At 57.7% G+C, this 21,727-nt stretch carries 23 protein-coding genes and 3 pseudogenes; 9 read left to right on the forward strand and 17 right to left on the reverse strand.

What is annotated here, in order from left to right; genetic code table 11:
* Nucleotides 1-23 precede the first annotated feature (23 nt).
* The 3 genes from ACZBJS_RS04005 to ACZBJS_RS04015 are packed head-to-tail and all read left to right on the forward strand — an operon-like array spanning nt 24 to nt 1,497.
* Nucleotides 24-212: a hypothetical protein gene (locus ACZBJS_RS04005; RefSeq protein ID WP_463438429.1), complete on the forward strand. Its 189-nt coding sequence runs from the start codon at nt 24-26 to the stop codon at nt 210-212.
* On the forward strand, nt 209-592 hold the full coding sequence (locus tag ACZBJS_RS04010) for a hypothetical protein (protein ID WP_463438430.1): 384 nt from the start codon (nt 209-211) through the stop codon (nt 590-592). The genes ACZBJS_RS04005 and ACZBJS_RS04010 overlap by 4 nt, the downstream gene beginning before the upstream one ends.
* Nucleotides 593-594: 2 nt before the next feature.
* Entirely contained in the window at nt 595-1,497 is a 903-nt protein-coding gene (locus ACZBJS_RS04015; RefSeq protein ID WP_463438431.1) for an alpha/beta fold hydrolase, read from the forward strand.
* On the opposite strand, the gene ACZBJS_RS04020 is transcribed toward ACZBJS_RS04015, so the two are convergent.
* Together ACZBJS_RS04020 and ACZBJS_RS04025 are read right to left on the reverse strand one after the other, a co-directional pair.
* Nucleotides 1,427-1,627 (reverse strand): hypothetical protein, encoded by a 201-nt coding sequence (locus ACZBJS_RS04020; protein ID WP_463438432.1) that lies wholly within the window; start codon nt 1,625-1,627, stop codon nt 1,427-1,429. The genes ACZBJS_RS04015 and ACZBJS_RS04020 overlap by 71 nt on opposite strands.
* A gap of 11 nt (nt 1,628-1,638) precedes the next feature.
* Nucleotides 1,639-2,610, reverse strand: coding sequence for a CobW family GTP-binding protein (locus ACZBJS_RS04025; protein WP_463438460.1), 972 nt, complete (start codon nt 2,608-2,610; stop codon nt 1,639-1,641).
* Between the two features lie 353 nt (nt 2,611-2,963).
* Between ACZBJS_RS04025 and ACZBJS_RS04030 the strand changes: the two are divergent.
* Nucleotides 2,964-3,866, forward strand: a pseudogene (locus tag ACZBJS_RS04030) (metal ABC transporter substrate-binding protein).
* A 121-nt stretch (nt 3,867-3,987) separates the two neighbouring features.
* The gene (locus tag ACZBJS_RS04035) at nt 3,988-4,959 is read left to right on the forward strand and encodes a hypothetical protein (RefSeq protein ID WP_463438433.1); all 972 of its coding nucleotides are present in this window, start codon (nt 3,988-3,990) and stop codon (nt 4,957-4,959) included.
* Between the two features lie 56 nt (nt 4,960-5,015).
* On the opposite strand, the pseudogene ACZBJS_RS04040 reads toward ACZBJS_RS04035, so the two are convergent.
* Nucleotides 5,016-5,393 (reverse strand): annotated as a pseudogene (locus tag ACZBJS_RS04040) (DUF3363 domain-containing protein); the annotation flags it as partial.
* 652 nt (nt 5,394-6,045) lie between these two features.
* On the opposite strand from ACZBJS_RS04040, the pseudogene ACZBJS_RS04045 reads away from it, so the two are divergent.
* Nucleotides 6,046-6,392: pseudogene (locus ACZBJS_RS04045) on the forward strand (hypothetical protein); the annotation flags it as partial.
* Between the two features lie 16 nt (nt 6,393-6,408).
* Here the strand turns inward: ACZBJS_RS04045 and ACZBJS_RS04050 are convergent.
* From ACZBJS_RS04050 to ACZBJS_RS04095, 10 genes are all read right to left on the reverse strand, one after another.
* Nucleotides 6,409-6,921, reverse strand: coding sequence for a copper chaperone PCu(A)C (locus ACZBJS_RS04050; RefSeq protein ID WP_463438434.1), 513 nt, complete (start codon nt 6,919-6,921; stop codon nt 6,409-6,411).
* Nucleotides 6,922-7,353: 432 nt separating this feature from the next.
* On the reverse strand, nt 7,354-9,288 hold the full coding sequence (locus ACZBJS_RS04055; RefSeq protein WP_463438435.1) for a CopD family protein: 1,935 nt from the start codon (nt 9,286-9,288) through the stop codon (nt 7,354-7,356).
* Nucleotides 9,288-9,647, reverse strand: a complete 360-nt coding sequence (locus ACZBJS_RS04060) for a copper resistance CopC family protein (protein ID WP_229160433.1) — start codon at nt 9,645-9,647, stop codon at nt 9,288-9,290. The genes ACZBJS_RS04055 and ACZBJS_RS04060 overlap by 1 nt, the downstream gene beginning before the upstream one ends.
* Nucleotides 9,644-10,228 (reverse strand): hypothetical protein, encoded by a 585-nt coding sequence (locus tag ACZBJS_RS04065; protein WP_229160434.1) that lies wholly within the window; start codon nt 10,226-10,228, stop codon nt 9,644-9,646. Before ACZBJS_RS04065 ends, ACZBJS_RS04060 begins: the two co-directional genes overlap by 4 nt.
* 77 nt (nt 10,229-10,305) lie before the next feature.
* Complete coding sequence (gene amoB / locus ACZBJS_RS04070; protein ID WP_463438461.1) at nt 10,306-11,553, reverse strand: bacterial ammonia monooxygenase, subunit AmoB; 1,248 nt, start codon at nt 11,551-11,553, stop codon at nt 10,306-10,308.
* A gap of 25 nt (nt 11,554-11,578) precedes the next feature.
* Nucleotides 11,579-12,400: a methane monooxygenase/ammonia monooxygenase subunit A gene (locus ACZBJS_RS04075; RefSeq protein ID WP_463438436.1), complete on the reverse strand. Its 822-nt coding sequence runs from the start codon at nt 12,398-12,400 to the stop codon at nt 11,579-11,581.
* Nucleotides 12,401-12,557: 157 nt separating this feature from the next.
* Nucleotides 12,558-13,301 carry a bacterial ammonia monooxygenase, subunit AmoC gene (gene amoC / locus ACZBJS_RS04080; RefSeq protein ID WP_463438437.1) on the reverse strand — a complete coding sequence of 248 codons (744 nt, stop codon included), beginning with the start codon at nt 13,299-13,301 and terminating at the stop codon, nt 12,558-12,560.
* A gap of 1,221 nt (nt 13,302-14,522) precedes the next feature.
* The gene (locus ACZBJS_RS04085) at nt 14,523-14,768 is read right to left on the reverse strand and encodes a hypothetical protein (RefSeq protein ID WP_463438438.1); all 246 of its coding nucleotides are present in this window, start codon (nt 14,766-14,768) and stop codon (nt 14,523-14,525) included.
* Between the two features lie 310 nt (nt 14,769-15,078).
* Complete coding sequence (locus tag ACZBJS_RS04090) at nt 15,079-15,444, reverse strand: hypothetical protein (protein WP_463438439.1); 366 nt, start codon at nt 15,442-15,444, stop codon at nt 15,079-15,081.
* Complete coding sequence (locus ACZBJS_RS04095; protein ID WP_463438440.1) at nt 15,441-15,671, reverse strand: hypothetical protein; 231 nt, start codon at nt 15,669-15,671, stop codon at nt 15,441-15,443. The genes ACZBJS_RS04090 and ACZBJS_RS04095 overlap by 4 nt, the downstream gene beginning before the upstream one ends.
* A 120-nt stretch (nt 15,672-15,791) precedes the next feature.
* Between ACZBJS_RS04095 and ACZBJS_RS04100 the strand changes: the two genes are divergently transcribed.
* Both ACZBJS_RS04100 and ACZBJS_RS04105 read left to right on the forward strand, forming a co-directional pair.
* Complete coding sequence (locus tag ACZBJS_RS04100) at nt 15,792-16,148, forward strand: ApeA N-terminal domain 1-containing protein (RefSeq protein WP_463438441.1); 357 nt, start codon at nt 15,792-15,794, stop codon at nt 16,146-16,148.
* A gap of 327 nt (nt 16,149-16,475) precedes the next feature.
* A complete protein-coding gene (locus ACZBJS_RS04105) occupies nt 16,476-17,153 on the forward strand; it encodes a HEPN domain-containing protein (RefSeq protein ID WP_463438442.1) in 678 nt (225 codons plus the stop codon).
* Nucleotides 17,154-17,182: 29 nt separating this feature from the next.
* Here the strand turns inward: ACZBJS_RS04105 and ACZBJS_RS04110 are convergent, their stop codons facing one another.
* The 3 genes from ACZBJS_RS04110 to ACZBJS_RS04120 form a co-directional block, all read right to left on the reverse strand.
* Entirely contained in the window at nt 17,183-17,764 is a 582-nt protein-coding gene (locus ACZBJS_RS04110) for a hypothetical protein (RefSeq protein WP_463438443.1), read from the reverse strand.
* Between the two features lie 26 nt (nt 17,765-17,790).
* Nucleotides 17,791-18,288: a hypothetical protein gene (locus tag ACZBJS_RS04115; RefSeq protein WP_463438444.1), complete on the reverse strand. Its 498-nt coding sequence runs from the start codon at nt 18,286-18,288 to the stop codon at nt 17,791-17,793.
* 109 nt (nt 18,289-18,397) lie between these two features.
* Nucleotides 18,398-19,345 carry a DUF2806 domain-containing protein gene (locus ACZBJS_RS04120; protein ID WP_463438445.1) on the reverse strand — a complete coding sequence of 316 codons (948 nt, stop codon included), beginning with the start codon at nt 19,343-19,345 and terminating at the stop codon, nt 18,398-18,400.
* 215 nt (nt 19,346-19,560) lie between these two features.
* Between ACZBJS_RS04120 and ACZBJS_RS04125 the strand changes: the two genes are divergently transcribed.
* A complete protein-coding gene (locus tag ACZBJS_RS04125; protein WP_463438462.1) occupies nt 19,561-20,337 on the forward strand; it encodes a recombinase family protein in 777 nt (258 codons plus the stop codon).
* Between the two features lie 320 nt (nt 20,338-20,657).
* Here the strand turns inward: ACZBJS_RS04125 and ACZBJS_RS04130 are convergent, their stop codons facing one another.
* The gene (locus ACZBJS_RS04130) at nt 20,658-20,966 is read right to left on the reverse strand and encodes a hypothetical protein (protein ID WP_463438446.1); all 309 of its coding nucleotides are present in this window, start codon (nt 20,964-20,966) and stop codon (nt 20,658-20,660) included.
* Nucleotides 20,967-21,727 lie beyond the last annotated feature (761 nt).

Genomic DNA, 21,727 nt, shown 5'->3' on the forward strand with positions numbered 1-21,727 from the left:
GTCCCGCCAGGACCGTCGTGGATATGCTGCGTTATCGGGGCAAGTTTGGCGACGAGCCGGCAATGAAGGCGATGAAGGATTTCAGCGCCGCGGGCGGAGATCCTCACCAAATGATGGAGATTGCGCGCGAGATCGGCTGTTACCGTCAGGTCGAGCCGTTCACTCGACTGGCCGAAGAAATGCAATCAGCAATTCCCATGAGATCTCCGTGAGACAGAACAACGCATCGGCCGAGAGCGTCCGTACCTGCATCCTCAATGAATCGCGCAAGCTCGGCATTTCGCACGAGCTCCTGATGCGCCGCTACGTTTTCGAGCGCTTCCTGGTCAGGCTCAGTCAATCGGATTGGCGCGACAGGCTGGAGCGCAAGACAGGCTCCGCGGCGCCGCCCGAAGAGCCGTGCCGGCATGAACCTCGTCAACGCGTTATTACCTCTTCTGACCCGACTATGGACCAAAGGAATATAGTGATCCATCGGCTATATTCGTGCTTGCCATTGACGAAGCAGCGTCATGGCGCGCTGCCGCCCGAGCGCAGGAGCGCCATCAAAGCAAAGCGCCGCGGCACGACGTCGATACGCAAGGGCGGTTGAACATGATTATTGAGCGCACAATCGAGTATCTGTGGGAAGGCCGGGCGCTCTCGATCGGAATGGCCCGCGCGGGAAATGGTCCGGACGTGATCCTGCTGCCTGCGCTCAGTTCGATTTCGACGCGAGCCGAGATGTATCCGCTGCTCGAGCGACTGGGATCCGACTGTCGTGCGACGACCGTCGACTGGCTTGGATTCGGCGACCTGCCGCGCCCGCGCGCCGACTGGTCGCCCGAGATGCTGTCGACATTCCTGGACTGGTTCTTGAGCCAGATGTCGCCGACGGCACGCATGATTGTCGCCGCCGGACATGCGGCGACCTATGCGCTTCATCATGCGGCGCGCCACCGCGACGCGGTCGACCGCCTCGTGCTGCTCGCGCCGACCTGGCGAGGGCCCCTCCCCACGATGATGGGCTATCGCCCCTGGTTCGCCCGCGTGCGAGCGGCGATCGATTGGCCGCTGATCGGCCAGTTGCTCTACCGGATCAATGTCAGTTGTTTTGTGGTGACGAGCATGGCGCGCGAGCACGTCTATAGCGAGGCGGACTGGCTCTCTGGCGACCGCCTCGCCGCCAAGCTTGCGGTAACACAGGCAAAAGGAGCGCGCCACGCTTCGGTGCGGTTTGTGACCGGATACCTCGATCGGGTCGCAAGCCGCGAGGACTTTCTCGACCTGATGCGGAAGACGGACAAACCGACGCTGGTGGTCTATGGGCACGACACCCCAGCGCGTTCGCGCGGCGAAATCGAAGCGCTGGCGGCTTTGCCGAACGTTCGGCTGGAGCGGCTGGAGAAGGGCAAGCTGTCTCTCCACGAGGAATTCCCGGATGCGGTCATGTCTGTCGTCCGGCCGTTTCTTTTCGATGGAGCGGGCCCTTTCCGCCCTTTTGCGTCCCTTCCATAACGCAAGCGTCCCGCCGCACGCTGGCCACGTCGGCTGGCGGGAATATGCTGTCGTAGATCGCGCGGGCCTCCCGGATGAGACGCGCCCGTTCAAGTTCAGATTTGGAAACAAATCCTATGATCTCGCCCATCTGCACTCCCTTTAGGCGCAGCAAGCCTCAAAGCCCTGCCTTAGTAGGTCCTTCGGCAGGTCGCGCCCGATGAAAACAAGCCGTGTCTGGCGCGGCTCCATGTCCTTCCAAGGACGCCGACTTCCGCCTTCAATGAGCATGTGGACGCTCTGAACGACGAACTGCCGATCGTCATCCTCTATTGATGCGATGCCCTTCATGCGTAGGATATCCGTCCCATAACGTTGGGTGACATCCTGAATCCATGGCATGAACCTGTTGGGCTTCATCGGTCGATCCGCGACCAGGGACAGGCTGCCGATCCTGTCGTCGTGTTGGTGCTCGTGTTCTTCGGTGAGGAATCCCGGCTCGACTTCGAGGATGCGCTCGAGATTGAAGGCGTCTCGTCCCAATACTTGGGCGAAACCGATACCGCAGCGCTCGGTCCGATGGATCACCGCGTAAGGATTGATCTTGCGGATGCGACGCTCGACCGTCGCGAGACCCTGCTCGTCGACAAGATCGACTTTGTTGACGAGAACGACGTCGGCGAACGCCAATTGCTCCTGCGCTTCAGGGGTCTGATCGATCTGGTCAAGCAGGTGCTTGGCGTCCGCGACGGTGACGATAGCGTCAAGCTTGGTCTTGCGGCGGACGTCCTCGTCGACAAAAAACGTCTGCGCCACCGGCGCGGGATCTGCGAGCCCCGTCGTCTCGACGATGATGCCGTCGAAGCCGCGGCTGCGCCGCATCAGCCCCGCGATAATGCGAATGAGGTCGCCGCGCACCGTGCAGCAGATGCAGCCGTTGTTCATCTCGAAAATCTCCTCGTCCGCGTCGACGATGAGATCGTTGTCGATGCCGACCTCTCCGAATTCGTTCACGATCACGGCAAAGCGCTTGCCATGGGTCTCGGAGAGAATGCGGTTCAGCAGCGTGGTCTTCCCGGAGCCGAGATAGCCGGTCAGAACCGTGACCGGAATCTGGGGTGCAGCATCGGCCATGGTGTTGTGTCCTCCTCGCGCTTCGTGGGCGGCAGCGCAGCTTTTCGCCATATCGTGCGGAATTGCTGATCTACGCATGGTGGGCTTCGGGGCCGGCATTGAGCAGAAAGACACGTGCGAAATGCAACCTCAGCTCATTGCGACCCGTAGCGTAATGTTATAACGTTACATGCGATTGGGAGAAGACGCAAGGGACCATCAATCAAGCAATTCGGAGAGGCCCTCTTGTTCCGGCTGTGTCGCGACACCCGGTAGATGCCGACGCTCGACGGCAGTTTGACTTGGATTTGGCCCGTCGGTCCGCACACGACATTTCCGTGTGGCAGAAGACCTGTTTTCGACGGTGTCGGCTTCTGATCTTGCTTAGCCTTGCGGTCGCCTCGGCGATCTTGCCGGCTTCTGCGCAACAAGACGCCAGGAAGCTACCGGTCGTGGCGACATTTTCGATTCTTGCTGATTTCGCCAGGAACATTGGCGGCGATCGGGTTGACGTCACGACGCTGGTCGGTCCCAACGGTGACGTCCACGTCTACACGCCGACGGCCGCAGATGCGGAGGCGATCAGGAATGTCAGCCTTGTCATCATCAACGGCCTCGGCCTGGAGGGCTGGCTACCGCGGCTCGTCAAATCATCCGGCAGCAACGCGACCACCGTCGTCGCAACCCGTGGCATCGCGCCGCGCAAAGTCGCTGCCGGCGAAATACTGAGCCGTGATCGTGGCGTGGGGTCAGTGGACCCGCATGCCTGGCAATCAGTCGCAAACGCCGAGATCTATGTCGCCAATATCCGCAACGCGATGGTAGCCGCCGATCCCGCCAACGCTGCGACATACAGAGCCAATACATCGGCCTATCTGGCCAAGCTGGAAACGCTCGATCGCGACGTTCGCGAGGCGCTCGCGCCGATCCCTGTCGAGCGGCGCAAGGTGATCTCAACTCACGACGCCTTTGGCTACTTCGCCGCCGCCTACCATGTCGCGTTCGTGGCACCGGAAGGCGTTTCAACCGAAACCGAGCCGAGCGCGCGGGATATCGCAGCCATTATCACGCAGATTAAGAAAGAGAAGATCCCGGCGGTCTTTCTGGAAAACGTGAGCGACCCAAGACTGATGCGCCAAATTGCCTCCGAGACCGGTGCAGCAATCGGCGGAACGCTCTAGTCGGATAGCCTGACCAACGAGAATGGCGAGGCTCCGAGCTACATCGAGATGATCAGGCACAATGTCAAGACGATTGCGAGTGCTCTCACGAACTGACACGCTTGTCCGGCCGCGTCATTCAGCCCTAACGCTTGACACGCCGCGACGCTTGAACTCGCATGCAAAACGCATCGACGGGAGAATTGATCTCGTGCGGTCAAGATCCGTCCTTCTGATCATGAATATCTTCAGCCTCTCCGTCGTCGCCTTATTGGCGTCGCCATGGTCATTTGCCGCTCAGCAAGCAACGGACATTCCGACTTGGTTGAGGGCCCATGTTGGCGAAGGCGAAGGTCAAATAGCCCAGGTGGTCTTGCACAGGGCCCGCGCGCTTTACCTCCAAAAGGTGAACGAAGGAGCGATCAAGAATCCTTGCTATTTCGCGATGGACGCGACGCTTCCCAACGATTTGAGCGACGGCAAATTGGGGGGCCGGTTCCACGTTATCTGCGAATCCGACCGATCGTTCAGTGCGATTTCGGCCGGTCACGGCGGCGGCCGCGATTTAAAGGGGATCGTGGATTTCGCCAACGGAAGACGGTGCGCGAAGAACTTCGGCAATGCGATGAATTCAGAACTGACGACCGGCGGGGCCTATGTGACCGGTGAGACGAAGACGTCCTTCAAAGGCTACTACTGTATCTCGGCGAAACAAGACGCGGTTCTGATACGCTCGTTCGTTCAGTTCGACGGCGAAGGCGAGACCGCAAATGCGCGACAGCGCGAGATCGGCGGGCACCCGGCCGAGTTGTTGAGGAACGTCTGCCTCCGAAAATATCCACGCAGTCCGTACGCAAACCACGACGGTTACGTTCCGTTCGGAACGCTGGTTGATTACGCCGGCGGCCGCAGCAACGGCTGCACCAGTTGGTCGCCATTGGACGCAGCGCAAATCATCGCGATGGTGAAGGACAATCCGACGACGCTGTACGTCTATCCTGACGCCGCCGACGTCGACGCCGTCGCACGAGTGGTGGCGGCCCGCCGATCGCCGCCGGTCGCGAGATTCTACTGGAACGCTGCCTGTTTGAAAGAAATTCGCGCCCCGAAATTTTGGCCAAAGCAGACCCTCGAGCCGATCCTCGCTCAATACGAGAAGGATCATCCCGCGTCGCCACAACGGCCGACGCCGATTTGCGAGGGGCCGTAGACTTTGTTTATCGCGCTACTCGGGTTCAAGATCCACGCCCCTCAGGAGATAGCGACGGCGCGGTGCATGGTCTTGATGATGTCGCCGCGCATGCCGAGATCACGCAAGCTGCGCTCGGCCTCGAACCCTACCATCCATTCCCCCGGTGCGGCGAATGCCGCAAAATCCATCTTCTCCAGGTGTTGAAGGCGACCGACCATCAGGCGCCGAATCTCGGGATCGGACTTCCCGGGATTCTCTGGGCGAAGATCGATATAGCCGGTCTCATCTGCTGCCAGCCGGATCTCCCGATCGAGCCGCGTCCATCGTTCCACGGAGACTTCCCTCTCCAGCGAATTGCGGATCTCGTACTCCGGCTTTAGACCCAGTTCGATGGCGGCGACCAGTTCCTCGGCGCGTGAGCGCAGTCCCCTGCTGATGAAGTCGCGGGAGATCGCGTAGTAGAGGTGCTTAGGGGGATGCTGAAGATGAGGGGGGGTGATTTTCGATATCCCCATCGAAGGCGCTCGGGCCGCAGAAACTTCCAATAGCCGCCGATCCAGCAAAGGGAGGCTTCGCTCCCGTCGGATCGTTCTTGCGCGGGACCGTGCCCTCCAAGCGCGGTCGGGATGCGTTTGTTGCCGAGCAGCGCTCCGGCGAGATGCGATAGCTGCCACCCGGCAGTATGCGCCGCGAGCGCCGCGGACAACGGCACTGAGGGCGATCGCGCCTGCTATTTGGATAATCGATGAACGCTGGCCTTGGCGCGTCCGGTCATCACGCGTCGGAGTCGCCGCCTACATTTGCTCGGGCGTCGACATCGTCATCAACCGCCAATTGTGCTGCGGGAGCGTTCGGACCGAGGCCATGCCCTCGCACCGAGTTGCCGATCGATCGAATCCTGACGGAGACAGATGACCATTTCACTCAGATTGACGGGCGCCCAGCGAGGCTGCCGATGTGAAAGCCAGCATAACCGCGATTGCGAACGTCCAAATTGTCCAAATCAACGCCGTCGCGGCGGCAGTAAAATAAAACCTTCGATCATCGTTGAGACTACGCTTCGGCCGTCTAGGAAAATTGTAATCTTCCTGCTACATAGCAGATTTGTCGTGCGAAGGTGCCAAAGCGCCTACTCCACAGAATCCTCCCGCTGCGGTACGACGCGCGCTACGCAAGCTTGGGGCGGACATCCATGACGCCCGTCGACCCCGATGGCTGCCGATGGCGATCGTGGCCGAGCTCGCGCCTTCACGTCCCGGTCGACGCTGCAAAGGGTCGAAGCCGGTGACACCAGCGTCAGCATCGGCATCTACGCCGGCGTGCTGCAGGCGCTCGGCCTGCTCGACGGCCTGTCTCAGGTCGCCGACATCAGCAACGACAGCGTCGGCCAGGCCCTCGCCAGCGCGCACCTTCCCAAGCATGTCCACCTCAAGCGGCCAACCGGACCTTCGCCCTTCCCCTGGCACCCTAGTGGTGAGTGTGATGATGGATTGGCGTATCATCCTCTTCAGCCAAGCCCGCCGGCTCGATCGCGAATTCGATTTCTATGGTGCCGGCCTTTTCGAATTCCAACGTCCCTTTGACCATCTCTCCTTCCTTTAATGCGCCGTGAAGTCCTTCGAACAGGATCCGCGCGCTACCGGGTTGAAGACTAACGAAACCACCAGGTTCTATTTGGAAGCCATGCTCATGGGTGGCGAACTTGGCTGGCCGCGCGCCTGCATCCGCTTCCTGCAAGATCCCCTTCTCGCCCGAAAGCGACGCCCCGAGCAACCGATCTGGCCCTGTGCCCCTGTTCTGAATTTCGATCACATAAGCCGTCGTCGTGGTATTGGTCGTATCCTTTGCAGCCACCCAGGGATGCTGGATCAGTAGTGTTCCGACCTCCAACTCATGGCTGACGGCGGTACTGTTAAAAAAAGCCAGGACGGCAACACCGGCAATCGGCGAAAGCAATGCCCTTGCGCTCGTCATCAACATCGTGGGTTTCCAAGGCATCATGGCCTCCTCTGTAATCCGCGTTCTAGCGCTTACCACTTTATGTTCGCGGGAAAGGTGTCAGCGAACGTTTCCCGCAATTGCCGCTTTTGGAGGTGGGCTCATCTGAATGCCGGCAGCGCCAGCGACGATCACTCGGGGGTTGATACGGGACGGCGAGATGAGATGCTCTTCTTCTGCCACCGATCCCCCATACGAGCGCCCCAAAAGAGCTACCGCCTGCTTGTCGACGCAGAATCTGCTCGCTACTATGATCATGGCTCGTTCCGGCCTGCGATCTTGCTGGCACCAGACCTGTCGCCGCGACAAATGATCGATTGAAACTCGCGGGGGGCACGGCGCTCAGCGAGAGCATTGATCGCGAGTGCGATCAGCGGGAGCCAGACAGCAATGAGGGCAAGAGCGGCCCGGACGCTAATGGTCATGAACGCCTCTCTTGTTGATCTCCGGTTCGGCTTGGAGCTGCGTAATTGCGTCGACCAGTTGCGAAGGCGATGCCAGTCCCTCCGTCTCGTCCGAACGCCAGCGTGCGCGCACGAATCCGAATCGGTCGATAAGAAACTCGATTATCGCTGGAGGCGAATCGTTGTCATCGAAGCCGGGGTTCGCCATTGTGCGCCGATAGAGATTCCACGCAGCGGCAATGCGATGTTCCATGTCGAACACGATGCAGGGATTTCCTGACTCACCTGGAGATGGGAACTCCTCGGAGTGAAACGGCATCACCGCGACGATCATTCCGCCTGCTTGCTCGATGGCGCGCGCGTGTTGCGTCAACTGATCTAGGCGCTGCGTTCGGATGCCATCTCGGAAGACCAGCACAAGTTTTGAGCGCCCGTCGCTCGTATCTTTCAACTTCTCTCTCGGGCCAAGGCCGCGGCACGTCGGAAAGTCGATCGCGTGAAGCCACGGCTGCCCTGCCGATATTTCGGGACCAAGAACTCTTGCTTCATATCCAAGCGATAGAGCCATCACGTACTCGGCCACTCGCCACCTGTCCAAGTCCGACAGAATTTCGGCAAAGCCCGGCATCGCCGAGCGTGGGAAGCCATGGCTCACCCACCAGTACATGTCTCCCATCGTATGGTCTCTCGTGTGCGGAGCAGTGAGATCGGCGGGCGGCGGCTTCAGATCTTTTGCCAACGGGCCGTCTCCTCTACCCCTCAGGCCGTGGCAAGCTACGCAATGAGCAGCGAATACGTCCTGCCCCCGGGCAATCGCTTCGGCGTCATACGGTACCGGAACCTTTGAGTAGGTCGAAGGATACGCGGGCACTGATAACCCGGGCAGCGCGACAGCCCCTGCGACGCCAAGTCCAGCAACAGCCGCGATCGTCGCCCGCCACCATCTTCCCATACGGCCGAGCTCAAATGCGGCAATACTCCCAATCAACAGAGCAATGCAGCCGCCAATGGCCAGAACGTTACTTCCCGGTACCGTCCCCCAAGCGACGGCTGGATCCAGACGGAACGAAAGCGGCCAGACTATCTCGACGTGTCTCGACGGAATGGCCTGAGACAGGCAGCCCGCAAATAGCGTGACCAGAAATGCGAAGGCTAGCTCGATCTTCAAGACCATCGCGAGTGGCTGAGTTGCCCCTTCGGTTTTTAGCAACGGCAATAGCCTTTGTCTGATGAACGCCGCGCAGATCAGGACCGGGCCGATGCCGGCACACTTTCCCGTCAGGAGCCAGCCATATTCGGTCGCCACCAAACCCGGCCAGGTCCCCACGTTTTCGATTGCTAGAGCTACTCCGGTTGCGACCACGAGCAACATGAGCGGTAGCGCGGCCGTCGAAAAGCCGCTCAGGAGCCTGGATTTACTTTCGGGCCTCTCCGCTGCCTGGCGAGCCATCGCGACAACGAGGGTTGACAGTCCTCCGAACCAGAGCGCCGCCGCAGCAACATGGATCATATTGATCGCGAGGTCTGCTATAGTGCCGCCAGCCGCCGAGTGGCTCGAGGACAATCCCACCAGCAGCGATAGTCCGCTGAAACTCGCGGCAAGACCCGGCTTGTGAAGAAGTCGCAAGCTCGCAACTCCGACTAGCACAAACCCAAGCGCCGCGACCTGAGCTCTCCCGAACCGCGTGCCCAAAATGATGAAGAGCACATCGCTGGAGCTGACCGCCAAGACCGGCTTGCCAAGGACGGCGCCGATCCGAACCGTCAAATACAAGAGACCGAGGACCAGTCCTGCGGACGCAGCAATAGACGCTATCGTCGTGAAGCGCGATCGAGTGCCGCTTTCAAGACCCTCGCGCCACAGTGCCAACCCCCAGCAGAATCCGCCGAAAGCTGCCGTGGAGGCGAACGCAGTCCCTCGCGCAAGTGAGAGGACCGTTTCCATCAAGGTCCTCGGTAGAGAAATTTAAACTTGCCTTCCGTGCGATGCCCGTCAATCGAGACAACGCTCCAACTGACGGTATAGAGCCCGGCAGATAGATGAGGCAACGAAACATTCACGATTCGCCCATTGCCGCTTAGCACGGGCTGCGAAAGCCCTGATACGGCTTTATCATCGCGAGAAAGGGCGACATTGATAAGCCGCTGTTCGAGCGCTTCAGTGAAGTACAGGACCATCGGCTCGATCGGAGCTGAAATTTCGCTGCCATCTTGCGGCGTCGATCGAATGAGATGCGCATGAGCGAGTACCGCCACGGGCATTCCGATCAGCACGGCCGTCATGAAGAGCAGGGACCTTCTCATCGAAACAACTCTCCTTTACCTGTGGTTCGCGAGGATAGCTCCCGCCCGATCGAGTATCGTCGCCGTACCCACAGAAACGTTCCCACGGCACCTGACACGATGACCAGGCACCACGCCAGAAGACGTATCAGACTCCAGCCTCGCCCCACGTCGAATGGAAAGTTCGCCACGCTTTGCCCGCGATCCTCGATCGCCACCATGCCGACGTATCTGCCGGCTTTCTCGAAATTGACGTCGATCTTGATCGTTCCGTTCGGATACTTCCTTGGTGGAATGTAGAGGATGCTGGATGGTGTGTTGGTCATTTCCATCCTTTGTATGCCGTCATCTCTAGCCAGGTTCACGCTTACCGGGATGTCTCGAAGGGACTCGTCGACGAAATCGAGAACAATGATCGTTCGTCCGACCTCCGGTATGTCCTCACAAAATTCGGCTCTCGAGCTCTGCGGCTGATAGCCAGTGAAATGCATGAAGTAGCTGTCCACTTTCAGCTTGCATTGGTCAGCCTCCATGGACACAGCTCCGTGCGCATGACCTTCGCGGACGGCGGCAATAACAAAGAGAGCGCCGAGCGCCATCACGAGGACGGCCGGGAACGCCCCTCTTCCGCTTGCGGTCGTCCACCACTGACCTCGTCGCAACATTCGCGCACCCAAGCTTACTTAAGTTCGGTGAATACGGGCACGATTGGTCCGCCCATCTCCGCTATGACGCGTTTCCCATTCGGAGTGTAGAGGAGCAACAACCCGCCGAACTTGGAGTCGACGTCGGTCAGGAAGCTGACAAGGCGCTCCAATTCCCACACGGCGTCCGTTGCCTCGACGAGCACCTCTCTCGTCTCACCGGGATTTATCGGCGTATCACTACTGAGCTCAAGCCCTGTGCGTGCGACGAGATCCCTTGGGTAGGTCGGATCTACATTGGCTAACGCTGCCGGGAGCCCCTGATTGAGGAAGCGGATGTTTGCGGTCGTAAGCTCGCCGATTGAAAGAGGTTCTGACCCTTTGTTCGTTATCCTGGTCGCTAGCCTCATCGAACGGCCCGGCACGTCATAGGTAGCCGATATGACCTTGACCTCTGCGTCAGCAGGGGTTGCCGGGCGCGGCGCGACCTTATTCAACCCGCTCTGGAGGGGCACATTATATGGATATTCCTGATTGGCTCGGACGTAGCCGCCGAAGACCATGACGAGAACGATCGCCGCCACAATGATCCCGCCCCCGGTGTCCCTCAACGAAACCAACAAATCCTCCCTGCCCTTCTGCAGAACGAGCCATCGAGGCAAAAACAGTGGACGAACCAACCAGAACAACAACCAAGCCGCGGCCACGGCTAGCCAGGCCCCATGCCATCCGATCGCGTTAGTCAGCCCGAACGTCTGCAAGTCGTCGATCTGCAGACCAGTCATAGTCTTGATCGGAAACGCGAACGAATGCGCATCACCCGAGATGTTTATCCACTGACCCGGTCCCACTAGAGGGCCAGATCCCTTGATCGAGATCGAGGGATGGATGTGGCTGCTGCCCGGTGTGCGCCCCTCAAGAACCATTCGAAAATCGTAGTCGCGGCCAAGTTCCAGCTTTGCGAAAGACTGCCTCGCTGGCTCACCGTTGAGGTATGTTTCCACCCTGGCAATTGTCGGCCCCGGCGATACGCTCGATATGAAAACAATATCCGGCGGAGCAACTGCGTCCGGCCAGTCCTCCATCAGCCTGAATTTTCCCGTTAGCTCGAACCGCTCGTTCACCTTCACGTCAGTTTTGGAAAAGTGGACATCGTAGAATTGCACCGTCCTCGTCCTCAAGTATGGCTCCTGAGCACGTTCGCCATGAGCGGCTGCGCCGGACACTCCGGCAGTGAAGGCGACAACCCAACCGGCAGCGAGTTTTACAAGTTTCGCCAACATACCCGTGTTCACTGTGCTTATTCGCTTAGGAGGCAGGCCTGCTTTTCATACCCATAAAGGATTTGACGACATCGCCGTTCTTGAGGAACGTCGCCTGGGACGCAAAACGCCCAAGCTGCCACCAAAGTTGGTGCATGAATATGCAGATGAAGCCCGCGAACGCCGCCGACACCCAACTAACCGAGCTACCGAAAGTCCGGAGCGTACCGCGCTCAATGATACGCAGATACTCAGGCATGTTCGAACGCGGAAATGTGTAACCGATCATGTCGGCCAACGATGCGACCATTCCCTGGTGCTCGACTGGGAGATAGAACGGAGCCAAAGCGGAATAATTCGATGGCCAGAATACGAATCCGAACGCAAAGCCCGCGAAGATGGATGTGAACAGGCTATTGCGAAGGACGATTAGCGCCATATCCATCAACAATGCGCCCGCGATCGCCTGTGACGGCACGCCTTCCGTAAACGGGAAGCCTGTCCATATCCACCAATTCGCGTAACGTCCGAGCCACGTGGTGGTCAGCAACACCGTTGCGCCCACCGTCGCGCCGATGGGTAAACGGAAGTTGACCCAGAAGATCGCCTGCAGAGCAGCAGGAAACATGATCATGGAGATGGGCGTGACAAGGGGCCAGTATTGCCGGTCTTTCCAGTCGACGTACATATCCCAATCACCGACTGTGAGCATCACGTGCAGATGGAATGCTCCTGCAAAGAGGGGCACCACCGCCGCCACGACCAGGAAGTCGAATACGCGGGAGTATCTTGCTGCCCTGGGGGTTAGACCGGAGACAGAAATGACCGTCTCACCCTTGGGGCCAGCTTTCCTTTTCGGAATCGCCACTGCATCGATGTCGGTAATCTGAGGTGACTCCTCTGTCCCTAGGGTTTACCTGCTCTTGCCGGACTGCGATCGCTATCCGGGAATGGCTGTCGGCTTGTATTATTGTCGCACGGCTCCCGCACCGCGATTCTTCCAACGCGTCGCAGACGTGCGTTCGTCACGCGCTCGCTGCATCCTGCTTGAATACAATTGGAACGAGTTCTCTAAATCGTCCGACGATCTGCATCAGGACGCCTGCCAGCGCGAGTGCGCACCATCCAAGAACCACGAAACCCCAATGCAGCGGATGGGAGAAGATTTCCTCAGTGAGCCAGTAAGCGTGCCCCCATTCGTTGAAACCGAGATTCGGCAAAATGAGGAAAGGCCCCACTACGGCGAAGACATGCATGAGCGAGATCCCCCTACAGAAGGCCGGAATGCGGGTCATCGCGTAAACAAAGCTGCCTACGCCAAAGAAGAGATAGATTGGAATGGTCGCATAGAACAGAATTATGTGACTAGGAGTAAACGGCGTGTCTCTGAGGGTCGTCTGATGCCAGACTCCATCTCCGTCGGCGAAGAAGCTGCCTGTCCAGAAGATGCAGAAGCTGTACACGACGAGCCACATGGTCAGATAAAAGTAACTGCGCAACTCGACCTCGGGCGTGATGGCCTCAATGTTCTTGTCACGCGTCAGGAAGAGATAGGTCCAGCAGAGCGCGCCCGCGCCATACAAGACCGGTAATTCGATCTTGAAGAGCGTCATCCAGTATTCGCCAAATTCTGGTGAACTCGCATCGAGCCCCATGGAGAAACCAAAAGCCTGCTGATACAGCCGCGCGCAGATGTAGAGGATCGTCAGCGCAACGATCGCGAACGCGAACAATCCGTAGCTTATGTTAAAGCTCTTGGTGCCGGTCACATTCGGTGTGCGATCTAACGCAGCGTGAGACATTATTCCCCCTCAGTTTTGTCCAAATACCTCGACATTGAGGTTTTGATTGATTGGAGTTTTGGGTTCCAAGACGGATAGCTCGGGAGGGACCAGCACTTAGATGCTGCGCGGCGATCCGGGCCCGCGCCTGATGAAGCCCACGCGTTCGGGCGGCAACACCATCTTAGTGGACGAAGTTGCCAAGCCATCGCACCAATGCACCGACGTTGAAGCATTTTTCTGGTTACGCTGGCCGACAATGAGTGCATATCCCAGTCGGGCATCAGTGCGCTCTCCAAGAATATTCATCCTACCGTGCGGATGTGCCGAGGATGTTCGCCTTAACGATTCGGAGTTGCCTTCCGCCTGTCGTGGAACGTCCCTCGACCGTGAGGCCGGCCGCGTGAGCTGCATCGAAATAGGGGTTAAGCGGTGTTCCGAAAATGGCCGGCCGATCGATCACCATTCGGGAGCGGGCTCCGCTGTTGCATATCCATTTCCATCTGCCAAGCTGCCCCGACCGCCTTAGAGAGCGTGAAGGACAAGCGGACGACCGCGGACCGAACTGGAGGCTCTGCACAGCATCCACGGAGTTCGATCGGCCCCCTCGCTCAAGCTTGCTTAACACCGGCTACGTGGCCCGGGCAGCTACCAAGTCAGGTAGTTCCAGAGCACGCCAGAGTGTATTCCAACCGCTTAGATGGTAGCGTTGGACCCATCCTCAGTAGCTCCCTTGGCGGTCGGTAGCGTTCGGCCTTCCCTAGATGCTCATCTGCGCTCATGACGAGATAATGCGCGGGAAGGAGTAGGTGTTCATGAGCTAGGGCCAACTCCAATCAAAGTGGCTCACTGGGATGCGCCGACCAGTTATCTCGAATAGAGACCATTAGTTCGCTGTCCGATTGGACATCATGGCGGAATTCGTTCGGGAACTCGATCACCATCGTTGATGTGACGGCGGACGACTCAAAAGCTCAAGTTTGGATTGCGCCTGCCAAGCCAGACGCTGACATTGCTCCTCGCCGCAGTCTCGGAAGGATGGACTGCGGAAGTGTTGGACGTCGCGCTGCCCGTTGAGCAGCAGCGAACGTTCGAATAACTTAAGCTCGAACCCTGCGACGTTTACAAAGTGGCTGAGTAGCGAGCGCGGCTTGTTTCCGGAGGGCCACTCTGGATAGCGAAGGCTTTCCTCGCCAAGTTGTAGGTTGCCTAGGCAGGCTTACGCCGCTCGTTCTCAGCCCTATTCGCAGCCTTGAGCCGGCCTTCGATGTAGTCGCAAATGTCGCCGATCTCAGCCCGCAACTCGGCTTCCGAAATACCCTGCCCTTCGGCAGCCTCGACAAGGCGCCGGGTGAGTTCGGCCACGTCCTGCGACGTGCCAACCGTGCGATACTGCTCGACAGCGTGAACGCTGTTCTCGATCCAGAAATCGATAAACTCGCGAGCGTTGCTCACCGTGCCCCCTACGCCGACAGAAGGGCCAGCGTTAGCGCCAGCGAGTAAATGGAGCAAGGCCGCATCAGTTAGCGGAGCCTTACGTCCGACCCTATGGGCGCTTTCGGAAGCAGAAGGACGTTGGTGTTAGCGCGCGCTTTGAAGACTTCCACGCGCTCCGCAAGACCTTTGTGGAGTTAATGGAGGGACTGGAGGTCCCGGAGAGCACCGTCAAGCTCATCATCGGCCACGACCGGGGAGAAGATATCACATACGGGGTGTATTCGACGGGCCAGCGCCTGGACCTCCGCAAGGTCATCAACAAGGTGGACTACGGCCCTGAAGTGATGAAAGCGATAGCCGCGTCTCCAGGCTCTAGCGACGATTGAAGGGGCATTCCGGATGGACGCACATGCTCCGGGGTGCGGTCACGTCCAAAACCATCCTCAGCCGGGCCGAACGCGGCCAACGGATCGAAACCTTTCGCGAGATCAATCAACCGTACTGCGTCCGGCCATAGCGATACGCCTCGTTTGCTTCCTCGCTCCCAAGCGGCAATAACGCCAGCGATACGGATGCGAGAGCCACCCCGGATGACAAGACCCGGCTTAAGTGCATTGCCCTTGGCGTCGATTAGTTCCGGCTTCTTCTTCGGAGACTTGAACATGAAGGCAATCTCGCCTTCCTTCGTCTTCATCCACGGCGCATGGACGTTCTTCTTGCGTGGAAAATTGTCGTCAGCGACCTTCTGGCCTTCTGGATTTCCGCTCGGAAGCGCTCTGTATAGTCCTCGTCAGTCGTCGCTTCGGTCTTATACTTGCCACCAGCGTACTCGCCCTTGGTGTCCGGCTCCGTCAGCTTGGGATAGCGCGCCGTCATCACTTCGGTCACGAATGGGACGTACTTGAACTTCTTGTCAGCCATGGCGCGAATCCTCCTTGCGTCAAGACTGGCACGTTCACGCCCTCAGACCTAATGTGTGTTTTTACATTATTATTGTAGGCATGTTCACTGCCACCGCTAAGTTGAATTGGGGCTTCAGCAATGGACGATTTGCTCGGCACGACCCTGTCCGGGGAGTTCTGGACGACACACGACCAAGCATCAAGATTTCCTGGCTCGCTCATTATTGATGAGAGCGGATCAGCGACTTTGAACATCGAGGGCGACTATTCCGTCTTAATGGCGCTCGATACGCGCCAACGCTTCCAAATGCACGGCGAAGCTGACGGCAACGAAATCACGCTGTTCGACTGCTTCACCAGTAGAGTCCCATTACTGCACCCGGATAAGAAAGCGAGCATCGCCGTCAACATCGTCGCAGTGGGAGCGCACATTGACAATGCCGAAGCCGCATTCGCGTCAGGACTGTCGTTCACCACACCTGAAGTCATACGCTAGAGCGGCCTACGAGGGATAACCTCTAAAAGCTCAAACAACGAGGAGACTTTCACCTATCGACGCAAGCACATCAAGGAAGTTGCGATCGACGGAGCGACTTTTCAGATTGCTCCCGGCATGCGGTACGAAGCGCACTCTATGGGGCAACTGCACCTGACTGAACGCAACGGTATTCGCGTTGTCTTCACTGACCCTCAGTCATTGTTATCAGCAGATCGGTGGGTCACGAAAGCCTGCCGTCTCATATCTTTGGCCTTGCGATGTTCCGTTACATGCCGCACCTTTACGCTTGAGCGGGGAACAAGCGGATCATTCGTCAGAGTGGTAGTGCCGTGGTCGGCCAACAAGACGGTCGAGGCCAAGCTGAAGCCTCCGCTCTTCACTAGACCGAAACAGCGCAAGGTCTATGAGAAGGTGCTTCGGTCTTGGTTTTCGCATTATGACAAGTTAGAGCCAGTAATTTCGCTTCGCGTTGCTCTGCTGTCGCAGCCCCAGAGATACTTAGAGCTTGAATTTCTCACTTACGTGCAGGCGCTAGAGGCACTTCATCGAAGAATGCATCCCGCGCGCAAACTGGTGAAAGAGGAGCAGTTCGCGGCTTTGCTTATCGACCTTGCTGACGCCATCCCTGCGCGCTGGAAGGCAAAGCCGGACCTCGAAAGAAAATTAGCATACCTGAATGAAATCTCGCTAGCCGATCGGCTCCGTGACGTGTTTGCGCATCATAAGAAGCTAGTGAGCAAGCTATTTAAGGATGGAGAGAAAGACATCGCTCTTATAAGAGACATACGCAACTATCTGACGCACTACGAGGGGAAGCGAAAAGAGAAGAAAATCAATGCCTACACGTCCACCGCACAATTCTGGTACTTCACGTCGAAAGTACTTCTGTTGCTCGAGATAGAGATACTTCACGCTATAGGCTTCAGATCAGGCGAGATCAGCCGGCTTATGCATGATGACCCCACGTACCGCGATCTTTGCGCGGCGGATCATTCACGCTAGATCGGACGAATTGACTGACATGAGACGCCCTAGCGCATAAAGGATTCCAGCCCGTCCGGCTCCCTTGGGGTTGGCTGATTGATTGGGAGCGCACATTGCCGATGCAACACATGAAACAGCAGCCGTAGCGCCGTATGCGTCGCCTCCCACTCGTATTGGGTCATCGAAACGTCTCGGCTCCCGAACGTGCCCAGCAGCGGCTCTACCTGCTCCAATAACGGATGCGGTTGATTCGCCTTGGTGTAAGTGCAGGCCTTCTCCAAGCGCAGCTTTGCGTTGTCGAGATAATAGCCAACGCTCCACGCGCTATTCGCTCTATCGTCTCCGAAGGTTATAGTGTTCGTGACGACTACGCGCTGGAGAAAATCGGTCGCGCTTTCATGGACCGCCCCAAAATCACGAGACTGGTCGGCCAAGAATACGGCACGCCACAACGAAAACGCCGCACCGACGAGATCGTCAAACATAGTTAGCTTAAATGGACTGGAACCTGCTGGAGTAAACACTGCTCCGTACTCATAGAGCGCCAATAGCGTGCGCTGTATCTCCGCCCGCTGCTCAATCGCCCAGGCAACATGTTTCACATCAATTGTTGACTTGTCTGAATTCATAGGATGTTCCGCGATTATGTGTGCAGTTAAATAAAGCCCAGCTTACCCCTGCCAACGGCCGTTGCGGCCTTTACAGGATTCTCAAGCACTAGCCGAATGTACTCGTGGATAGCCGCGCACACTTTCTCTACGTCTTCTTCTGTGTGAGGAAGCGGCACGCCCCGTATTGTCGCAGGGCCATCACCAACAGACACCGCAATCGCGTCGCCTATCATTTCGAACTCCACGACAACGCGAGGCCAGAACTTTCCGAGATCGACCGCGTGAGGAATTCCAACAGCGACACCCATCTGAATCGCAGCGAGCGTTAAGATTCCAGCGCTGTATGTGCTGAATTTTGCATCGAAATAGTCGCCACCATCCGTCCTGTAGTCACCTACTGGAGGCACACCGATTACCTCCGCTCCCTCTCCTAAGAAGGCGGGCAACCGCTCTATCACGGCATCTCCAAACGCATGGACGACCCGGAAGTTCTTGATGGTCAGCTCATTGTACCGAACCATTGCATCCTGCAATTCTTGCATGCGCGCGCTCAAGGCCATTCAACCCTATCCCTTCTAGTATTCACCACGCGCGCGCGCTGAAACGACGTGCGCGCTATTGACCTCACCGGTCACCGATATTTGGCAACCATCAGCGCTTGTCCTCGACAATTTCGACGCCATAGTCCTTCTCAGCCCGCTCAAGCAATTTAGAGAGCCTGGGGCTAAATGCTTTGGTCGCATCGGAAGCCTTCCAGTTGGCGCTCTCCGTCGCCGCACCACCCTCTGTCTTTGTCAATCTTATTGCTGCGGGTTGATGCCCAGCCGCGCTCGGTTTCGCATATAATGTAAGGGCGGATTTACCCATGAACTGACCAAGCACGAGATGGCGCAAATACTCCTGCTCCTGATCTTCAGTTAAGGGTAAATCTTCGATCTGAAAAACTGCCTGACCGATCTCGCGACCGCGCAATGTGAGTGACATATGCGCACGAAGTTCCTTCAGGAACTGGCCGTCATCTCTACCTACCTCGAAGTCCCCAAGGTCATAGCTCCCTTCATGAACAGTTTCGTGGATCAAGCCCAAGTCGGCTAGTACAGCCCTGTTAATTCCTTGAGGGTCGGTTTCACCACCGGGCAAATGAGGTACGAAACCGAACCTAATGTAGACGGCTATGAACTTCTTGAAGCTATCGCCTATGGTCCTGTCGAACAGAGCAAGCGTTTGCAGGGCAGCAGCGGAGAGTTGCCCCTGCATGGCAGCGGACGCCATGGCCCTCGCCCACAATGCCTGCACATCTTTGTCTGAAATCTTCTGCGCAAGGTCGGCAAATCTAAAAAGCCAATCCTCGTCAATCTCGCGCGCGTTGACGTTACCAGGGTCACGCTCGGTGTACTCCAGAGCGCGCGCCTCGATAGCCTCCAAGTTCAACTGCTCCCGCGCGAACTCTACACGTATGCGCTCCGCACGTCGCTGTAGCGCGGCCTCGTGCTCAAGGTTAGCTACCTGCTCTTCACGACGCGCGGCGGATACAGCCGATGCAGCTTTGATCTTTGCGTCAGTTTCAATCGCAAGGCGCGCGGCTTCTTTCTTGGCCACCCACCCGCTAACTGCCGCGCTCCCAAGCACGCCGAAGCCTCGCAGAAGCGCCCTCCCGGCTTCGCTACCAACCTCAGCGACGGCCTCTTCAGTCGCCTGTCCTGGCAGAGCCAGCCCACGACCAGCCTTCTCAGATGTACTCACGTATTTGCCCTCCCTCTCGCTAACGCAAATAGTGTCCCACACGAATCATACAACTCCCTTGACGTGTGCACATATTCAGCGGCAAATTCATCAGCTACCTCCGTGTTTCTACGGACAAGCAAGGTCGCTCTGGGCTTGGCATCGAAGCACAGCGTGAGGCCGTGACCAGCTACCTCAACGGCGGCCGGTGGACCCTGGTGGCCGAGTACGTGGAGACCGAAAGCGGAAGGAAGTCCGACAGGCCCAAGCTCGCCGCTGCGCTCTCCCACGCCAAGGCCATCGGAGCCAAGATGGTCTTCGCCAAGCTGGACCGCCTGACGCGCAACGTGGAGACGTCTGCAGAAATCATCGATTTATTCTTGAAGCTCGCTCCCGCCGCTTCGATTGTCGGCGGCATTTTAGCCGCGCGGGTGCAGCTTAGGAACAACCGTCAGATCAGCGCGGAGACCATAGCCAAGAACCACTATCGAGAGATGTTGGAAGCCTTTCTCAAGAACACGGACATTCTTACGCTGGGCTCGAATCCAACATCATTCGCCGAATTGAAAACAAATGTTCCCCTCTATCGACGCTATCGGATGCTCTTCACCGTGATGAGCTTTGCAATGCAAGAGCTTTATCTTGCCGTGGATCTAAAGCACGAAAAGAATTGGGAACAAATGATCCGCGTATTCGTCTCGCTGTTCAAATGCTTCATTCTATCGCCAGCAGACTTCTCGCCCTACCTACAACAGACGCTCAATCCGACGTTTCTCGCCTTCATGATGGATACGGCTCAGAACTACGAGCACCCCGTCGCAAAGATGAACGTCTCGCAATTCGTCAAGGATGCATCCCAATCGGCGTGAGTGCTTGCGTGCAAACCATGCCCTGAGGCATTGGCGCGCCGGAGTTCACGGCCCCGTATTGGTACGGATACGCTCAGCAACAAACTGAGAGCAGTCTATCTGACGATGTTGGAACTGATCCTAAAAGACAGAGGCAGACGTGGCTGGGATTGGCAGGTCTGCGACCAATCCGACAGGACCTTGCTCGCAGGACGAGAGAAGACCCGGCAGGCCGCGAAATACATGGGCGACCGAGCCCTGTTTCAACTGCTTGCTACCAATCCAAAGGACATTGATCTCCACAAGCCGACTTAGGGCGATGCCCAGGGCCGCTCTCAGCTTCAGCAACGCCCAGGACCGTACATGCACGTCACGGTAACGTTCACGTTCTGCGGCTGATTGGCGCTGATGCTCTGCATTGACCGGCTCATGCCCTCAAGAGCCTCAGAGACCCTAGCCCTCTTCTGCTGCTCTTCGATGTTGGCCTGCTGGCGATAGTAGAGGAGGTTTTTGCGGCACTGTGTGTAGGCGTCAGCGCCCTTGCCATTCGATAGCTCCTTACAGGATGCGTCGTCTTGCGCTTCCATCTTGGCCGCCCTGACACCAGCGTCTTCTTGCGTCATGCAGCCAGCCAGCATCAGAGCCAGCACGATATCCGCGCGCAGTGCGCTGCCTCTTTGCGGTCCTGGGCTTGGGAGCCTCTTGCCGTTCCTGAGCATAGGCTTGGTGGACCTCGAAGAACGGCACCCCGAAGCGCTCAGCCAGCTTCTCCAAGGAACCTCCCACCTGGGTAGCTAGAACCTCTAAATCCTGGCTCAGTTTCCCAGCAGACTGCATCAGCCCCAGGAGAGCAGCTAGGTCCGCCAGCTTCTGAGCGTCCTGGGTGTGGGTATGGTTGGTGGGTATGGTTTGAGATTCCTTGCTCATCGCGAAGTCCCTGATATGGTTGAATATCTTGGGCTTCAGTAGCAGTGGCGGAGAGAGTGGGATTCGCACCCACGATAAGTCGTTTCAATCGTAGAAGGAATCGACTAGGTATTCAGCGACTGGCTCTGTTGCTACTGCTTGCTAGCGGCAATCCCAGGAGCCGTTAAATGAAGGGAATAGCGACTGTTTCCAGTGACGGGTCTTTCCCTACATCAACCGAACCTACGGCTTGTCATTCATTCCTCAGCTCGCGAGCCATCAGCAAGCGCCTTTAACCTTGACAAGAGGTGTTGAACGGTTGTGAACCGCAGATCCTGCGGAAGCAGGATGATGGGGTGGAATGGAAGATGGGGCGTTTTGGGAGCTGCCATCGTCCCGAAGGCCGAAGGTCCGGGATAGACGCAATAAATACTGCCGGGCGCTTCCAGAGCCTCCATCAAAAGCGGTTCGTCCCATTTATACGCCACAGCCACCCAACCGTCAT

Source organism: Bradyrhizobium sp. KZN70725 (assembly GCF_055264925.1).

Coding starts and splice junctions, on each gene's coding strand:
- ACZBJS_RS04005 (WP_463438429.1), top strand. CDS start 24: ATGCTGCGTTATCGGGGCAAGTTTGGCGACGAGCCGGCAATGAAGGCG.
- ACZBJS_RS04015 (WP_463438431.1), top strand. CDS start 595: ATGATTATTGAGCGCACAATCGAGTATCTGTGGGAAGGCCGGGCGCTC.
- ACZBJS_RS04020 (WP_463438432.1), bottom strand. CDS start 1,627: ATGGGCGAGATCATAGGATTTGTTTCCAAATCTGAACTTGAACGGGCG.
- ACZBJS_RS04025 (WP_463438460.1), bottom strand. CDS start 2,610: ATGGCCGATGCTGCACCCCAGATTCCGGTCACGGTTCTGACCGGCTAT.
- ACZBJS_RS04035 (WP_463438433.1), top strand. CDS start 3,988: ATGAATATCTTCAGCCTCTCCGTCGTCGCCTTATTGGCGTCGCCATGG.
- ACZBJS_RS04050 (WP_463438434.1), bottom strand. CDS start 6,921: ATGTTGATGACGAGCGCAAGGGCATTGCTTTCGCCGATTGCCGGTGTT.
- ACZBJS_RS04055 (WP_463438435.1), bottom strand. CDS start 9,288: ATGGAAACGGTCCTCTCACTTGCGCGAGGGACTGCGTTCGCCTCCACG.
- ACZBJS_RS04060 (WP_229160433.1), bottom strand. CDS start 9,647: ATGAGAAGGTCCCTGCTCTTCATGACGGCCGTGCTGATCGGAATGCCC.
- amoB (WP_463438461.1), bottom strand. CDS start 11,553: ATGTTGGCGAAACTTGTAAAACTCGCTGCCGGTTGGGTTGTCGCCTTC.
- ACZBJS_RS04090 (WP_463438439.1), bottom strand. CDS start 15,444: ATGAAGACGAAGGAAGGCGAGATTGCCTTCATGTTCAAGTCTCCGAAG.
- ACZBJS_RS04095 (WP_463438440.1), bottom strand. CDS start 15,671: ATGGCTGACAAGAAGTTCAAGTACGTCCCATTCGTGACCGAAGTGATG.
- ACZBJS_RS04100 (WP_463438441.1), top strand. CDS start 15,792: ATGGACGATTTGCTCGGCACGACCCTGTCCGGGGAGTTCTGGACGACA.
- ACZBJS_RS04110 (WP_463438443.1), bottom strand. CDS start 17,764: ATGAATTCAGACAAGTCAACAATTGATGTGAAACATGTTGCCTGGGCG.
- ACZBJS_RS04115 (WP_463438444.1), bottom strand. CDS start 18,288: ATGCAAGAATTGCAGGATGCAATGGTTCGGTACAATGAGCTGACCATC.